At 40.9% G+C, this 16445-nt stretch carries 15 protein-coding genes; 2 read left to right on the top strand and 13 right to left on the bottom strand.

The genetic code is table 11. From position 1 onward, the window contains the following. Positions 1-36 precede the first annotated feature (36 nt). The 4 genes from BN3456_RS09760 to BN3456_RS09745 all read right to left on the bottom strand — a co-directional run bounded on the left by BN3456_RS09760 (position 37) and on the right by BN3456_RS09745 (position 4368). Positions 37-1020: an ABC transporter permease gene (locus tag BN3456_RS09760; protein ID WP_089983956.1), complete on the bottom strand. Its 984-nt coding sequence runs from the start codon at positions 1018-1020 to the stop codon at positions 37-39. Between the two features lie 15 nt (positions 1021-1035). Next, positions 1036-2547, bottom strand: a complete 1512-nt coding sequence (locus BN3456_RS09755; RefSeq protein WP_089984060.1) for a sugar ABC transporter ATP-binding protein — start codon at positions 2545-2547, stop codon at positions 1036-1038. Between the two features lie 28 nt (positions 2548-2575). Then, complete coding sequence (locus BN3456_RS09750; RefSeq protein WP_089983955.1) at positions 2576-3256, bottom strand: D-lyxose/D-mannose family sugar isomerase; 681 nt, start codon at positions 3254-3256, stop codon at positions 2576-2578. A 158-nt stretch (positions 3257-3414) separates the two neighbouring features. Next, positions 3415-4368: a Gfo/Idh/MocA family protein gene (locus BN3456_RS09745; RefSeq protein ID WP_089983954.1), complete on the bottom strand. Its 954-nt coding sequence runs from the start codon at positions 4366-4368 to the stop codon at positions 3415-3417. Positions 4369-4627: 259 nt separating this feature from the next. On the opposite strand from BN3456_RS09745, the gene iadA reads away from it, so the two are divergent. After that, positions 4628-5809, top strand: coding sequence for a beta-aspartyl-peptidase (gene iadA, locus BN3456_RS09740; RefSeq protein WP_089983953.1), 1182 nt, complete (start codon positions 4628-4630; stop codon positions 5807-5809). Positions 5810-5838: 29 nt separating this feature from the next. After that, positions 5839-7263 carry a YfcC family protein gene (locus BN3456_RS09735; protein WP_089983952.1) on the top strand — a complete coding sequence of 475 codons (1425 nt, stop codon included), beginning with the start codon at positions 5839-5841 and terminating at the stop codon, positions 7261-7263. A gap of 132 nt (positions 7264-7395) precedes the next feature. Here the strand turns inward: BN3456_RS09735 and BN3456_RS09730 are convergent, their stop codons facing one another. From BN3456_RS09730 to BN3456_RS09690, 9 genes are all read right to left on the bottom strand, one after another. After that, positions 7396-8370 (bottom strand): NADH-dependent methylglyoxal reductase, encoded by a 975-nt coding sequence (locus BN3456_RS09730; protein ID WP_089983951.1) that lies wholly within the window; start codon positions 8368-8370, stop codon positions 7396-7398. Position 8371: 1 nt separating this feature from the next. After that, on the bottom strand, positions 8372-10084 hold the full coding sequence (ptsP, locus tag BN3456_RS09725) for a phosphoenolpyruvate--protein phosphotransferase (RefSeq protein ID WP_089983950.1): 1713 nt from the start codon (positions 10082-10084) through the stop codon (positions 8372-8374). A gap of 5 nt (positions 10085-10089) precedes the next feature. Next, entirely contained in the window at positions 10090-10350 is a 261-nt protein-coding gene (locus tag BN3456_RS09720; RefSeq protein WP_089983949.1) for an HPr family phosphocarrier protein, read from the bottom strand. A gap of 22 nt (positions 10351-10372) precedes the next feature. Further along, complete coding sequence (locus BN3456_RS09715) at positions 10373-11218, bottom strand: class II fructose-bisphosphate aldolase (protein ID WP_089983948.1); 846 nt, start codon at positions 11216-11218, stop codon at positions 10373-10375. A gap of 28 nt (positions 11219-11246) precedes the next feature. Beyond that, on the bottom strand, positions 11247-12512 hold the full coding sequence (locus BN3456_RS09710; protein WP_089983947.1) for a PTS transporter subunit IIC: 1266 nt from the start codon (positions 12510-12512) through the stop codon (positions 11247-11249). 20 nt (positions 12513-12532) lie between these two features. Further along, positions 12533-12847: a PTS sugar transporter subunit IIB gene (locus tag BN3456_RS09705; RefSeq protein ID WP_089983946.1), complete on the bottom strand. Its 315-nt coding sequence runs from the start codon at positions 12845-12847 to the stop codon at positions 12533-12535. Between the two features lie 32 nt (positions 12848-12879). Then, the gene (locus BN3456_RS09700; protein ID WP_089983945.1) at positions 12880-13521 is read right to left on the bottom strand and encodes a class II aldolase/adducin family protein; all 642 of its coding nucleotides are present in this window, start codon (positions 13519-13521) and stop codon (positions 12880-12882) included. A 125-nt stretch (positions 13522-13646) separates the two neighbouring features. After that, complete coding sequence (locus BN3456_RS09695) at positions 13647-15593, bottom strand: BglG family transcription antiterminator (RefSeq protein WP_089983944.1); 1947 nt, start codon at positions 15591-15593, stop codon at positions 13647-13649. A gap of 76 nt (positions 15594-15669) precedes the next feature. After that, a complete protein-coding gene (locus BN3456_RS09690; protein WP_089983943.1) occupies positions 15670-16140 on the bottom strand; it encodes a PTS sugar transporter subunit IIA in 471 nt (156 codons plus the stop codon). Positions 16141-16445 lie beyond the last annotated feature (305 nt).

The following is a 16445-nucleotide window of genomic DNA, read 5'->3' as shown; positions in this document are numbered from 1 at the left end:
TCAAAATACCTCCCTTTTTATATTAAAGCGTTTGCTTTAATTACTTTTTTTAAGTTTTGGTTTACGTCCCGTTCTGATGATGACGTCAAGCAGCACTGAAACAACAACTATAACACCGATGACGATATTCCTCATTGCAACTGGAGCACCGGCAAATTGGAGACCATTCTGCAGTACACCCCAGATTGCTGCACCAATGATAGTACCTACCAGAATGCCCTGTCCCCCAAGGGTTGATACGCCCCCGATAACGGAAGCGGCAACTGCGTACATCTCATACATGTTGCCGGCATCCATCGTTCCCATACCAGCGGTCGCACAGGTAATAAGGCCGACCGTAAAAGCACAGAACGAACTGACCAGATAGGCCTTAACAGTTGTTGCTACAACATTAACTCCGGAGAGCCCTGCAGCATCAATATTGCTCCCGACAGCATAAATATGTCGTCCGGTTCTGGTCCTGCTGAGTAAGAAATTAAAAATCAAAAATAGCACCAATGTGATCCAAACTGTATTGTAAGTACCCAGAAGCTTTCCATAATAAAAGAAATCACGAAAACCTTGTGCAGCTTTGCCAATTGCGTCCGTATTGTAATTATTATTGACGATTTGAGCAATCCCTCTGGCTGTCTGCATTGTACCAAGAGTCGCTATGAATGCCGGCAGATGGAACTGGGCAACCAGAAGACCATTGATAAGTCCCACTGCCAGGCAGGCAGCCAAAGTAATGAGAACAGCCCCAGCGGGAGATATCCCCTTAGTCATCAGAGTTGCCGAAATCATGCAGCTCATGCCTAAAACTGAACCAATGGACAGATCAATATTTCCTGTAATCATGACATAGGACTGACCAATACCGACTAAAAGAATCGGTGCGATCTGGCGCAGCAGGTTCCCAACATTCCTGCCGGAAAAGAAGCTCGGGCTTAATATACCAAAAATGACACACATGATAATCAGTCCGATTGTCACCGTAACTACCTGCCCCATCCCCCGAATGGATAGAATTTTTTTTATCATAGCACTTTCCCCCACCTATCTGCTCTTTTCCATCTTGTTTTCAAATTTAGTTGCATACATCATAATTTTATCCTGAGTAGCTGCCGCTGTTTCCAATTCACCGGTCATCCTTCCGTCACACATAATCAGAATGCGGTCACTGACTCCCATAAGTTCTGGCAGTTCGGAGGATATAAATACCACGCCGATTCCTTCTTTTTTCAGCTGATTCATTAGATTATAGATTTCAACTTTTGCAGCTACATCGATGCCTCTGGTCGGCTCATCAAAGATAACTACCCGGGATTTCCGGGCCAGCCACTTGCCAAGAACAACTTTCTGCTGATTTCCACCGGAAAGTGCTGCGGCATTCACTTCTGTGTCAGGTAGTTTTATCTGCAGCTGATCGACCATGCTGTCGGTCATTTCCATCTCCTTTTTCTTTTTCACAACTCCGGCTTTGTTACAGATGATATCAAGATTTGGAAGGCAGATGTTATCCTTGATACTTAGATTAACACAAAGTCCGTCCTTTTTTCTGTCCTCTGGAACCAGTACGATTCCGGCTTTAATAGCATCAATGGGGCGATGGATTTTTAACTCACGGCCATCCAAAAAAACGGTTCCTGATTCCTTCTGATCGATTCCGAAGATAGCGCGCGTCGTTTCAGTCCGTCCGGCTCCCATCAGCCCGGCAATCCCCAGCGTCTCCCCTTCATACACATCAAAACTAATATTTCGAACCAGCCGCCCGGCATTGAAATCCTTTATTTCCATGATTTTACTGCCCTTTTTACAGCTGACACGTGGGAACTTTTCCTTAATTTCACGACCGACCATATAGGAAATAATTTCTTCCATGTCGGTATCAGCGAAATTCATTGAAATTATGTACCTTCCATCACGCATAATACTCACGCGGTCAACAATGTGCTGCAATTCTTCCAGCCGATGCGAAATATAAACTATCCCGCGGCCTTCCTCTTTTAGTTTGCGGATAATAACAAAAAGGTCATGGATTTCTTTTGAGGTCAGTGCTGAAGTCGGTTCATCCATGATCAAAACCTTAGTATCCATTGACAAGGCTTTTGCAATTTCCACCATCTGCTGTTTTGATACCGGCAGATTCCCAACAATCGTTTTAGGATTAATGTCGATGTTAAGCTCATCGAGAATTGCTTTCGCTTTTTTGTTCATTTCCTTATCGGCCAGGGTCCCGCCCCTGCGAACTTCCCGGCCCAGAAAAATATTTTCGGCAACAGACAGATGAGCACACATATTAAGTTCTTGATGAATAATAGCTATTCCCAGCTCCTGTGCTTTTTTGGGAGTCAAGTCAGGCTGTTCGGTACCATTAACTTTCACTTCTCCTTCATCCCTTGTATAAACACCACTTAGAACTTTTACCAAAGTGGACTTACCGGCACCATTTTCTCCAAGCAGCGCCATGACTTCGCCGGATTTCAAGTTAAACGAAACATCATCTAAGGCCTTTACACCCGGAAAAGATTTGCTCACGTGATTCATTTCAACAATATATTCCTGCACGCTCTTCACCTTTTCTTTCTTTTCTGTACTATTTTCCAACCTGCGGATATTCATTGCACAATAAACGATATGGCGCCTCATCCTCTTCGATTTTTGGGAATCTTCCCAGTACTTCATAAAAGTGATTGTCATTATTATCATCATTGCACATGGACACTTCGCCAATCAAAATATCTCCGGTGCCCGGCACAGTGTCAAAATCATGGTACTGATGAGGCCAGATAGTGATACTCTCACCTGGCTTCAGTTCTACACCAGTACCGGCCTTTACGTAATAGGAGCGGCCGTCAGAATTAACGAGTACATCAGTATCATCAAGAGCACCATCTTTGTCATTATAAATGTGAATTATTAGAGTACCGCCTCCGCGATTAATGATATCTTCTGATTTCGTCCAATGAAAGTGCATGGGGGAATGCTGACCCTCATTCAACATTAACAGCTTCTCTGCATACACTTTTTTATATTTGGGATTGTGCTGATTTCCGTTTCGCAGGGTAATAAGGGCAAATCCCAGTTTATCATAATCACCTTGTCCGTAATCGGTGATGTCCCAGCCCAGCATGTTATCACGTATCTCATCGTACTCGGTTCCCTTATTCTTCCATTCTTCCGGCGCCCAGGAGCAAAATGGAGGCAGATGAAACCCATTATCACTAATTAATTTTTCCATGTGTTTGATTACCTTGTTGATTTTGGATCTTTTCATATTTTTTCTCCTCGTCTTGTGACAACATTTCTTTATTATTTTATTCAGGATAACATTAGATAAGTCCTAAAAAATGCTGCAATAACAGGGTGGCATAAAAACAAAGTAACAGCCAGCTCTGGATCTATCCATAACTGGCTGTTACTTTTTGTGATAGTTTATTTTTCCCATGAATTTCGTATAGCATCAAGTAATTCCATTACCTTTAAGCTATCCGCAAGAGGCATTTCGTCACACTCTGTCTTTCCTTCTTCAAGTGCTCTTTTACATGCTTCAACCTCATACTCATATCCTGTAATTTGTTTTGGTACCGGAATCTCCCGAATAATCTGATGTTGTGTGTTATAAACTGTAATCTTTTCACAATTGTTAATGTTCTGAATTATGATATACCCCTGATCCCCATATATACACCCAAGCCGGTCAAGTGCAGCCTGCATGTTGGCGTGAAGCACTGCACAGCGGCCGTCTTTCCATTTCAATGTGATACTGTCCATTGCATCCACACCTGTATCAGCCATTACTGCATCTGCGGAAAATGAATCGTAATCATCCCCAAAGGCCATGAGCGCAAAGTTAATTGGATAAACAGCTAAATCGAGCAACGCTCCGCCGCCTAATTCCGGTCGCTTCATCCGCTCATTATGACCAACAACATACCCGAGATTTGCAGTCAGCGACGTGACTTTTCCTATTGTGCCATCTGTCACAAGATCTCTAATCATTTTTCTGGAAGGCATATATCTTGTCCATATAGCTTCCGCCAAAAGCAGGTTCTTTTCTTTTGCCAATTCAATTACTTGTCGTGTTTCCTCTGCATTCATCATAAATGCTTTCTCACACAGCACATTTTTCCCATTTTCCAAACAAAGTTTTACATTTTCATAATGGCTGGAATGAACTGTCGCAACATATACCAGATCAATAGCCGGATCCTGAACCAATTCCAAATATGATCCATAAGCCTTTACAATACTGTGTTTTTTGCTAAATTGCACCGCTTTCTCAATTGACCGGGACGCCACAGCCTCAATCGTAACGTCACTCATTTGAGCTACTGTGTCCGCCATAGACACAGCAATTCCTCCCGCTCCTAAAATTCCAATTCTCATCTCTTTTTGTTCTCCTGTTTTAAAGAATTTCGCGTTCTGCCATGTAAGACTCCAGTATATCAATACTTAATAACTATATCAATGCGAATATACATTAATTACATAATTCGACATTATTTTTACATCGATTAAGATATATTATCCATATGTGTTTGTTTTTGATCAATGGAGAACACAAAAATAAAAGCGAAAGGATATCGGAAGGAAAATTTGTTCTACTTTCTCATTGAAATCTTTCGCAGAGAGGTGGGTTTAAAAAATGATTTTATTTAAGAATGCAGAAGTTTACGCCCCTGAACCGCTTGGTAAAAAGAATGTTTTGATTGGAGCAGGGAAGATTCTAAAAATTGCGGATTGCATTGAAGGAGATTACAAGGAGGTTGATATGCAGACAGTGGATGCTGCGGGCAAAATCCTGACGCCCGGTTTTGTAGATCAGCATGTACACGTGATGGGTGCAGGCGGCGAGGCAGGTTTTGCCAGCCGGACTCCGGAACTGCAGATTTCAAATATTGTCGTCCATGGCATCACCACCGTGGTCGGACTGCACGGTACTGACGGAACCGCCCGCAACATTGAGGCACTGTATGCCAAAGTATGTGCCCTGGAAGAAGAAGGAATTACTGCACGTATGCTGACCGGATCCTTTGAGATGCCGTCTGCTACACTTACAGGGTCGGTTCGTAGAGATTTGATTCTCATCGATAAAGTCATCGGTGCAAAAACAGCTGTTTCGGACAGGCGTTCATCACAGCCCACACGTATTGAAATGGAGCATTTGATAGCAGAATCATATACCGGAGGGCTGGTTGGCGGAAAACGTGGCTATACCCATATACATATGGGAGTAGGTGCCCGTAAATTGGACATGCTCATGGATATTATTAAAGAAACGGAGCTGCCGCCCTATCTGCTTATCCCAACTCATGTTAATCGGGACAAGGACCTCTTTGAACAATCGATTGAATTTGCCAGGTTAGGTGGAACTATTGATATTACAACTGGAATCGGTCCTGAGTATGGGACTGCTGAAGCGGTAAAGCCCAGTGAGGCCGTTCACCGGTATCTCGATGCGGGAGTAGATATTGAACGTGTTACCATGAGTTCTGATGCCAACGGAAGTATGGCGGTATATGATGCCCAGGGAAACTATATCGGATTGATTGTCACCACTGTTGAAACGATGCATAAAGAATTTAAGGATTTAGTACTTAAAGAAAAAATACCTCTGGAAACAGCTCTGCGGGTAATCACTTCCAATGTTTCCCGGGCAATTGGGATGTATCCGCAAAAAGGAACAATAAAAGAGGGGGCCGATGCCGATCTAGTACTGATGGACTGCGATCTTGAAATCAGGGAAGTTTATGCCAGGGGCAAGTTGGCCGCAAATGAAAATGGTGCGCTGCTGCACAATGTATTTGAGCATTCTACTATGATGTAAGATTCACACTAAAAATAGGAGATTAGAACATGAACGAAAATAAAAAAGGGAAAACCTTTCCCAAGCTTCTTATGAAAGAACCACCACATACGTACTTACTAATATTTACTATCCTTTTCATTTGCGCCATATTGACCTACATCGTTCCGGCCGGCCAGTTTGATATGGTGAAAAACGACGCCGGGCGGGCTATATTGGTTCCTGGAACCTATCATCATGTAGCTTCCAATCCAACAACACTGTATGAGTTTTTCAACGCCATTCCCAGCGGACTTGTGGAAATGGCCTCTTTAATCTTTTTTGTAATGATTGCCGGAGGATCCTTTTCCATCATAAATGCAACCAAAACATTGGATATTCTCATCAATAAGCTGGTTAAAGTATTACAAGGGAAAGAACGCTGGGTCATTTTTATGGTTATGCTTCTGTTTTCCCTGTTAGGCGGCCTTATCGGCTTTGATTCAGAATGCGTTATATTCGTTCCCATATGTATCGCACTGGCGCGCAGAATGGGGTATGACAGTATTACCGGTGTTGCTATGGTAGTCTGTGGTGCATTTGTGGGTAGTTCGGTCGGAACCTTCAATCCTTATGCTACAGCCGTTGCACAAGGTATCGCAGGCCTGCCGATCTTCTCAGGTGCATGGTATCGAATAATCATGCATGTAATTATTTTGATTGCGGTAGCACTTTACACAATCCACTATGCGGAAAAAGTCAAGAAAAATCCAGCAAAAAGTTATTGCTATGAATTGGAAAAATCATTACCTGACACAGAAGAAAATATAGAATATACTTCCAATACGAGCTTTTCTGTTCGCAATATTCTTGTATTGATCACAATGCTCACAGGGTTTAGTATTATTATTTACGGTGCAATACGTTTAGGCTGGTTTGCGAGTCAAATGGCCCCCATCTTTTTAGCCATGGGTATTGTGGCCGGTGTAGTGGGTGGAATTAACGGAAACGAAATATGCAGAACATGGATAGAAGGAGCACGCTCCATGATATTTGCATGTCTGGTTATCGGCCTGGGCCGTGCTGTATTAATTGTTATGGAAAACGGTATGATTTTCCACACTATTTTAAATGGATTGTCCGGCATCCTGCAATTACTGCCTTCATCTCTGATTGCCGTAGGTATGTTTTTTATTAATATTATAATCAATTGCCTTGTACCTTCGGGCAGCGGAATGGCTGCACTGGTAATGCCGCTTATGGCTCCCCTGGCACAGATGACAGGAATTACAGCACAGACTGCAGTTATTGCATTCCAGTGTGCTGCTGGCTTTTCCGATATAGTGATCCCTACCAGCTCCACAACCAACGCCTGTATTGGAGCGGGGAATATCGGGTTTACGCAGTGGTTCAAATTTTCCATCAAGTTAGCATTTTTAGAGTGGGCGTTAAGTATCGTGTTTATTGTAATTGCAACGATAATACAGTTGCAGTAAATAAGCTTGCTGTAATGGATATCAAAACGCTTGCAGTTCTTATATTATGATAGTTGTAAGAACTGCAAGTGTTCTACTTTATCGCTCCGCTTTAAAATTTTCCTTTAGGAATTATCATCTCTGAAGGGTATGTTATAGAATTTCATTCGCTAAACTTCTCATCCACTTCACATCATCTTTAGACAGGTCAATCTGGATAGCTTTACTGTTTTCTTCTATCTGGCTGACTTTAGAGCATCCATTCAACACAGTAATATAATCTCCCTGTGCCATTACCCAGGCTAATGCCAGATTTGCGATACTGCACCCATACTTCTTACACAGTGGCTCCCACTTTTCCAGCATATCCATTACTTTCTGCATGGCTTCCGGCTGGAACCATTTTTTATTTGCCTGTGCGCCTTTTGGCCGATATTCTCTTGTATAATATCCACTCAGCAACCCTTGCTCCAGTGGAGAATACGCCTGAAATGTAATCCCATTCTCCCGACAGAACGGAAGTAATTCTTCTTCTGCCTGCCGATCCAAAATACTATACTTTCCCTGTACAATATCGAGTTCTCCATAATTCAAATATTCCTCAATATGTTCCCTAGATAAATTGGCTGCTCCGATTGCTTTAATCTTTCCCTTGGTTTTCAGATTATTCATAATTTCCATCGTCTCGGAAACTTGCGTATGGTATGGTTCCACTGACTGCCAATGTGTCATGTACACATCCACATACTCAATGCCAAGGCGCTCCAGACTCTCTTCAATTTCTAATTTAATTGATTCTTTTGAAAGATTCTTATACAACTGTACATCGCCAATTTTATTAAACAGGCTCCCCTCTCTGTCCCATACGATTCCACATTTAGTAATCACATAAACGGATTCTCGCCCAATTTTCTCCAACGCTTTGCCAACAACCTTTTCACTGTTTCCAAAATTATATGCTGGTGCTGTATCCAGCAGATTTACTCCCAATTCGATGGCTTTATGAATCGTATCCACACACTCTTTTTCATCGCGGTCACCCCAGGCCGGTCCACCACCAATTGCCCAAGTTCCCATTCCCAGCTTTGGAATCTGCACATTGGTTTTTCCAAGTCTTATTGTCTGCATCTTATTCATCTCCCGACATTTCGTTGATTAATTTTCTGACAGCAGTAGCGCTATATGCCTCACATGCAGTACTAGCCAGCTTTTCCGCCTGTTTCTCACTACAGTTTGCAAGTATTTTTTTCACTTTTAAGACTGAGGACGGATTCACGCTATATTTACGCAACCCCATTCCAAGAAGAAGTGGAATTGCTTGAATATCTGCTGCCATCTCCCCACACAAGGAACATGGTTTTTTCGTCTTATGACATGCCTGAATTGTGTTCTGAATTAAACTTAGCACTGCCGGATGAAAGTAATCATATAATCCAGATATCTTCTCATTCTGCCGATCCACCGCCACAGTATATTGTGTCAGATCATTGCTTCCTATGCTAAAGAAATCTACCTTCTTGATAAAATGTTCAGCCATGACCGCCACTGACGGTACTTCAACCATCATCCCTGTCGGAACTTCCTGATCAAATGCAACTCCTTCTTTTTTCAGCTCTTCTTTTACTTCTGCAAGAATCTGCAACACTTGATCCAACTCTTCCATACAACTAATCATCGGAAACATAATTTGAATCTTACCATATACACTTGCACGAAGAATTGCCCTTAACTGTTCTCTTAATATTTCAGTCTGATTCAGGCAAATTCTAATTGCCCGATATCCCAAAAATGGATTTTCCTCTTTTGCCAGATGCAATGATTCAACTTCTTTGTCTCCGCCTATATCCATTGTACGAATCGTGACCGGCATCGGTGTTAATTTTTGTGCAACACTCTTATATATAGAAAACTGTTCCATCTCTGTAGGCAAATTTTGCTTATTCATATATAAAAATTCTGTCCGAAACAATCCTACTCCATCTGCACCAACCTCAAGCATTCGCTGTATTCCACTGATATCCACAATGTTGGCAAGAAGCTGAATCCTTGTACCATCCTTTGTTTCTGCCGCCTTATACTTATAATTCCTCATCACTCGCAGTTCATCCTGATATTGTAATACATCTTGTTTTGCTTCTACAATTTCCTGCTCTGATAACCCATACCTTACACTGCCCGTGGAAGCATCCAGGAAAATATTCTCTCCATCTTTCAGACCTTCTACGTCTACGCAGCCTACAAGTGAGGGGATTCCCATATTCGCAGCGAGAATACATACATGCGCTGTCTTTGACCCTTTAGTCATCAGCATCCCTTTGATATGCTTTTCATCGCCATCCGCCAAAAGAGATGGCGGAATATTTTCTCCGACCAAAATGACATCCTGTTCCAGTACTGAAAGATCAAAAGAGTGTATGCCAAGGATCTCATAAATAAGCCTGTTCCCTACATCCCTGAAATCTTCTGCACGTTCTGCAAGATATGAATCTCCCAGTGATTCAAGCATATCACACTGCTCTTTCACACATCTGTACACAGAGGCTTCTGCATTATATCCTTCATGAACCGCATTTTGTATATTATCAAGAAATACCTGATCCGTAAGCATCGTTTTCTGCATATTAACAATATCCAGTTTCATTGTAGCATCCAGACCCTGGTAACGGGCTATCTTATGCTCCATATCCTTTGCAATTTCCGCAATTGCTTGTTTCACACTTGTAACCACTTCTGCTTCTGTTCCTGTTCGTTTTGTCTCTGGATTTACCTTTGGTGGTTCCTGAATTACCAATGCTTTTCCTACCACTTTTCCGTCAAATGCAGTGATTCCTTTTCGTACCATATCAATTACTCCTTCAATGAAGCAATAAATTCACACAGATCGTCTACGGCATGCTTTTCATCCGGTCCTTCTGCCTGAATCGTAATTGTTGTACCCGCCCCAAGACCTGCCGATAGCACTGTAAAAATACTCTTCGGATTAACAATCACATTCTCTTTAATCAACTGGAGGTTTGATTCATATTTTCCAGCTTTTTGCACCAACAGTGTCGCCGGTCTTGCATGTAATCCCATAGGATTGGTAATCGTAATCTCTCTTGCATACATAGCTGGTTCCTTCCTATACTTTTTATTTATTTGCGCAGATCCGTATCCAATCTTTTAATATCTCTTTTACATCCTTTTTCGCAGATGCCATAATATCAGCTGTATGTGTTGCAGGTCCCATATTCTGAATTGCATCGCCAATTGACTTAATATAAGTATAACGGATATGCGTTCCCACATTTACTTTTCTAATGCCACCATTTATTGCTTTCCTAACATCTGCTTCCGGAATTCCAGAACCTCCGTGAAGTACCAGCGGAATGTTGACATAAGCATGAATCTTTTCCAATAATTCGTAATCAAGCTTTGGTGCATGTTTATAAAATCCATGCTCACTTCCAATAGATATCGCCAGTGCATCCACACCTGTTGCCTCTATTAACTTCTTCGCATCCTCAAGACCTGCAAATGCAGTTTCCGATGTATATCCTTCATCACCGGCACTTTTTATCTTTCCAATTTCAGCTTCCACATGAACATTTTGTTCATGTGCGTAATCAACCACTGTTTTTACTTCTTTTATATTTTTCTCAAGTGGCAGATCCGCCGCATCAATCATGACTGAGTTATATCCGTTATCTATCGCCTTCAAACATAATTCTACACTGTGGCAATGATCCAGATGATAAATAATCGGAGTCCTGCTCTGTTTCATCGTAACCTGCGCTACTGCACCTAACTTTTCAATTCCGATTGCTTCAATTACTTTTGGAAGACAGGCAATAAATATGGGTGTATCTGATTCCTGTGCAGCTTCCGCAATTGCCGACATATCCCAGAAATCCGAATGATTAAAATGAGGAATTGCATAGCATTTCAATTCTGCATCTCTAAACAGTTCTTCAATCTGTTCTCGTTCTATAATCATAGCTAATCTCCTCCTGACCAGTTACCAATTAGTGAAAAAATAATTTCAATATCTGAAGTAATACAAAACCTACATGTTCTCCAGTATTAAATAACGTATAGTTGCCATCTGGATCTGCAAGTCCTGCACCTACTACTGCCGGTGTAATCAAAGGTGTCAGACTGGTTGCCATAAAGAATACCAGTGCTACCATGACCATTCCTATTATAAGTGCACGAAACATATTTCTCTTTGATGTGATTATCGGTGCCATCATCATATAAGACAGATTGGTAAGACCAATTAGCGGTAATACACGGTTTTCTGGAAGTGCAACTGCCATAAGCAGGGAAATCGGTACAAACAGAAGACCCAATGTAATCATGTCCGTATCACCAACCAGAAGCGCAAAGTCCATACCAATTCTGAACTCACGATTTGGAAACCTGGCTGTCATAAATTCACGTGTTGCTGTGGCAATTGGTGACAAACCTTCCATAAGTATGGAAATCATTCTTGGGAGTAGGAACATCGCTGCCGCCATCGTCATACCTACATTCAAGCACTGATCCCAGCTATACCGAGCAAGCAGTGCCAATCCTCCACCAATAATAAATCCTATCATGATTGGTTCCGACAAAAAGGAAAATCTACTCGGAATTGACTTTAAGTTAAAGTTAATTTTGCGTACACCCTGGATATGGTCAATCACCCAGTCAATTCCCTGACCAATCGGGACCAGAATTGGAAATGCCATTGTACAGAAGGATAAGCCTCTATATTGTTCGCCACAAACTTTACAGATTATTTCCTGATTGCGGTCTGCAAGAAGCAGGTTTATTACAGAATAGATGACACCTATCAATAACCCAATGAACATATTTCCTGAAATAATGGTTCCCAAGGTTCCAATAAACAGATAATGCCAAAAATTCCAGATATCTACATTCAAAGTTTTGGTAAAATTAAAAACAAGCATAATAACATTTATCAGAATCACTCCTGCAAACATCATAAGTACAAATCTACCATCGCTGAATGCCATTGTTGATATAACCGGAACACCCAGGTCTACCGCATCCAGTTTCAGGCCCCAGAGCTGCTGCAGCTTTTCAACCAGAGGGTTCATCGTTGTACCGATCAATCCCGCTGCCAAAGAAATACCCTTAAATCCGATACCCACTGTAATTCCTGCACGTAAAGCATCACTGGCTTTCATCTTGAATATCATACCCATAATAAACAAGATAACCGGCATCATTACAAATGCTCCAAGAGCAACTACCTTATCTAGTATCATAAATACTATATCCATATCTTTTTCCTCTCTTGATTTTAGGCATTACCTTGTGTTTTTAGATATTCTACGACATCGTTAAACAGTTGCTGTGACCCGATTCCTGTCAAAAGCGGAACTCCTGAAAACACTTTTGCCCCGCCTGAATCCTTGATTGAATTAACAGATACTGTCGCCATAATTACCTGTGGTTTATACTGAAAAATCACACCGAGCGATTCTGCCACACTACAGGTTCTAATCTGACATGTAATACCTTTTTTCTCTAATCCCGTCTGTAATGTCTTTGCTACATGTGTTGAGGTGGCAAGGCCCGCTCCACAAACCGCTAATATACGATATTTTTGAGCCATAATTTATTCTCCTTTTTATTGCTCTATTCTTGCTATACTGCAATACCTTTCAACATTCTTTCGCGAAGAATCTTTACTGCTTCATCCGTAATTGGATTCATCTTGCCTGCCTGCATCGTCCAATAAGCAAGCTGTGCACATTCTTCGATATATTCTGCTGCCGAAAATGCACGATCTAATGTCGGACATGCTGCTAGAAGCCCATGATTCTGTAATGTACATACCATTTTATCCTCACCAAGTGCTTTTACTGCTGCCTGCCCAAGTTCTTCAGATCCTGGAAGCTCAAATGGCGCAACCGGTACCGGTGCATATGGTGTTGAGGGTGGCATCATTGGTGGAATTTCCTTTTCTAAGATGGAAAATACAGTTGCAAACATTGAATGTGTATGTACAATTCCATTTAGATTCTTTCTTGCGCGATAAATCGCAGTATGCATCGGCGCTTCTGAAGAGGGTTTAAATTCTCCATCTAACAGCTCTGCATGTAAAGAAATTGCCGGGAGTTGCTCCGGCGTCAGCTGATCGTAAAAAATTCTGGTTGGGGTAATAATTATAACATCTTCTCCCGGTACTCTCATTGACACATTTCCTGCAGTGCCATGAATCAGTCCTTTTTCCAGGCATTTTACAGCTATTTCCAATACTTTTTTTCTTGTTTCTTGATACTCCATTTTTTCTCCTTTACCTTTTGGGTTCTGTTTTGTCGTTAAATATATTATAGCGAACTACTTTCCAAAGATAAAACCAACCTGTTCCGCATGGCAAAGGAAGAAATAACAGGTGATTTTCACAGCACTTATGCCAGTTTTTTTATAAAGTCGTTAAATTGCTCTATCTCAATTAGCTTTCTGACCTTTTCCTTATCCCACACAAGCTTTGATGTAAGTTCAAAAAAGCTATTCATATACTTCATATCGCTTCCACGCACCACAAGAAGAAAGATTAATCTCGCTTCCAGATTTCCCCATGGAACGGAATTTTTTAGTACTGCAACTGCTATTACTGTCTTGTACGCGCATACTCGGATTGGATGTGGCGCAGCAATCTTATTCGCAAATATCGTAGGAGCAATCTTTTCTCGTTCCAACGTATTACCTAACAGTTCTTCCGATGCATATCCTTTTTTTACTACTTTTCTGCATAGAAACTGAAGAACACTCTCCCTGGAATCCATCTCCAACTGCGGGAAATATAACTCTTCATCAAAATACTGTTCTATTCCATTAGACACTCCTGGTACTACAGCTTCCCTTTTTAGTTCCCCTATCTTTTTGTTAATTGCAAGTACATCTTCGGATTCAAGCATTGGAGATATTGTGATTACAGGTATTTGAACCTCTCGGAATATATTGGATGAGGTTGTCGTCACTATCATCGCTGGTTCCTCACTAATTATACGCTCTATATCGTATACCGGATAAGGTCCGCTAATCTCCACATTTGTATAAAGTGAATGCAACTTTGCCATTAAAAGCCGAATTACTGCCAGGTTCATATTGCTGCAGACAGCAATTTTAAGATCACTTCCAGATTCTCTATTCTCCAAGCGTTCCAATGCAGCTCCCAAATGTGCCGCAATGTATCCTAATTGATTTTCATTAAGTTCTATTCCAAGTGCTTCATAGAATCTGCTAAATATATAAGTAGAGAGCTCAAACACAAACGGATACTGGTTCTTCATCGTTTCTAAAAGCGGATTACCTTGATGTGGACTGTCCTTTCCAAATTTAATCGAAAATCTTATATGCAGAATCAAATCTACGAACAATTCCTCATCCTTTGTCAGATCCAGCATAAAATCATTCTTAATGTCATTTAACATTTCTTCAACAATAACTAGGTATCGCGGTTCGATTATTGCTTCTATTTCTTTTTTACTAAAACGATCCACTTTCATCATTCTTACATCACTTAGATGACATGTTAGTAAGATCATTTCCTTCTCGGGATACCTTACCTTCATATCATGTTCCAGTAGATTCGTCAGTTCCTCTGCAATTTTCCAAAGCATTCTTGGTACAGATTGCCGGGTTTTGCCACACTTCATCGTTACCAGGCAACCTTTTTGTATTCTCATGCACTGAATATAAAGATACAAGACCAATTCCATCATATCTTTATCCATCAGCTGCATTCCTTGTTTCGCCAATACATGGCAGATATGCTTCATCAAAATACCTGTATGTTCGCGGTTTAAAAAACCATATTCATCTTTCAGCATCTCTCCAGACTGCTCTTCCGATATGACAATAAACTTCCGAATTAGCTTCCTTCGCTCTTCTTCTTCACATTCTGTATATATTGCATTTTTCTTACGCCTGACTGCATTTTGGACTCCATCTGCAGCACACTGCACATTGATACTTTTTATAGTTGCCTCCAATGAAGTTCTACTAATGAAAAAATCTTCTTCAAGATCATCCAACATGATTGGCTCATCTACTGTAAGAATTTCCAATGCCAAATTACATAAACGCCCTTTTGTAGTCTCATTTACATTCGTCTGCTCCACTTGTTCGAGCAGTTCTTTTCTATACTCACTGACCAATAAATATCCTTTTCCGCGCACAGCTTCAACATATGATTTCGGATATTCCTTGAGTGCCTCGTTAAGGTTCTTCACATCATTACGCACTGTGCGGTCTGTAATTCCAAGTATATAACCAATCTTTATACCTGTCATCCAATTATCACTCGATAATAATAGGCCTAACATTTTTTTCTGTCTTTCTATCAAATACATCTACGCATCCTCTTTTACCCTCATTTCAAAAAGCACTCCCTACAACTCATCCAGCCTACAGAGAATGCTTTAAATCCTATTTTTTTATAGACACTACTTTGTATATTTCATCTGCATTTTTTGCATTTTTTATAATGTTCATTATAGAATCATCTCCTGCAACCTGCATCAGATATTGAAGAACACCTGTCTGTTTATCCGCCACCTGTAACGCAATGCAAAACACAAAATTCACCTTCACTATAGACTCCGAATTTACCATCTCGTGAAACACTGCCCCTTGTTTGATTCTTACGATGCTAATACAAGGCTCATTTACATGCCCGGGATCTGTATGCGGTATTGCTACCGGGTAAGGCATCATTGCCAGCCCTGTAGGATAATTCGCCTCCCGTTCAAGCAAAGCCTCACCAAAACTTTCTTTTACATATCCCCTGTCTAACAACTTTTTTCCAATAATATGAAGTACCTCTTTATCCGTATACTCCTTATCATCATCAATAAAAAAAATTGTATCTTTTCTAAATAATGATGAGACCTTTTCCATCCATAATTTCTCCTTTACCTTTACTTAAGAGTCCCTTTTCTTTACTCTAAGTATAGCGCCAGCATTCTTGCTCAGGCAAACCACTCCTTTCCTTAGCCATTAGGAAAAGCATAAAGGTCCTTGTACCATTTTATGTTTGATTTAACTTGTATATAATTTTTTATGTTTGAAAAATATCTGAACCAAATCACGCATGCTGCGTGATAGCCCTTTCTTAACTTTTTGTCTGTCGGTGTTGTACTGGCAGACTTTTTATTTTACAATCATCTCATCTTAGATAAAGGAATAGCCCCACAGATGAGTGC

It is taken from the genome of Clostridium sp. C105KSO13 (genome assembly GCF_001517425.1).
GTDB lineage: Bacteria > Bacillota > Clostridia > Lachnospirales > Lachnospiraceae > Muricomes.
This window is presented reverse-complemented; position numbering and strand designations above follow the sequence as displayed.

What these genes read in the sequence shown, in the direction of transcription:
- BN3456_RS09705 (WP_089983946.1), bottom strand. Translation starts at nt 12,847, where the DNA reads ATGGCTCAAAAATATCGTATATTAGCGGTTTGTGGAGCGGGCCTTGCC.
- BN3456_RS09690 (WP_089983943.1), bottom strand. Translation starts at nt 16,140, where the DNA reads ATGGAAAAGGTCTCATCATTATTTAGAAAAGATACAATTTTTTTTATT.
- BN3456_RS09695 (WP_089983944.1), bottom strand. Translation starts at nt 15,593, where the DNA reads ATGTATTTGATAGAAAGACAGAAAAAAATGTTAGGCCTATTATTATCG.
- BN3456_RS09745 (WP_089983954.1), bottom strand. Translation starts at nt 4,368, where the DNA reads ATGAGAATTGGAATTTTAGGAGCGGGAGGAATTGCTGTGTCTATGGCG.
- iadA (WP_089983953.1), top strand. Translation starts at nt 4,628, where the DNA reads ATGATTTTATTTAAGAATGCAGAAGTTTACGCCCCTGAACCGCTTGGT.
- BN3456_RS09700 (WP_089983945.1), bottom strand. Translation starts at nt 13,521, where the DNA reads ATGGAGTATCAAGAAACAAGAAAAAAAGTATTGGAAATAGCTGTAAAA.
- BN3456_RS09715 (WP_089983948.1), bottom strand. Translation starts at nt 11,218, where the DNA reads ATGATTATAGAACGAGAACAGATTGAAGAACTGTTTAGAGATGCAGAA.
- BN3456_RS09720 (WP_089983949.1), bottom strand. Translation starts at nt 10,350, where the DNA reads ATGTATGCAAGAGAGATTACGATTACCAATCCTATGGGATTACATGCA.
- BN3456_RS09735 (WP_089983952.1), top strand. Translation starts at nt 5,839, where the DNA reads ATGAACGAAAATAAAAAAGGGAAAACCTTTCCCAAGCTTCTTATGAAA.
- BN3456_RS09710 (WP_089983947.1), bottom strand. Translation starts at nt 12,512, where the DNA reads ATGGATATAGTATTTATGATACTAGATAAGGTAGTTGCTCTTGGAGCA.
- ptsP (WP_089983950.1), bottom strand. Translation starts at nt 10,084, where the DNA reads ATGGTACGAAAAGGAATCACTGCATTTGACGGAAAAGTGGTAGGAAAA.
- BN3456_RS09750 (WP_089983955.1), bottom strand. Translation starts at nt 3,256, where the DNA reads ATGAAAAGATCCAAAATCAACAAGGTAATCAAACACATGGAAAAATTA.
- BN3456_RS09760 (WP_089983956.1), bottom strand. Translation starts at nt 1,020, where the DNA reads ATGATAAAAAAAATTCTATCCATTCGGGGGATGGGGCAGGTAGTTACG.
- BN3456_RS09730 (WP_089983951.1), bottom strand. Translation starts at nt 8,370, where the DNA reads ATGCAGACAATAAGACTTGGAAAAACCAATGTGCAGATTCCAAAGCTG.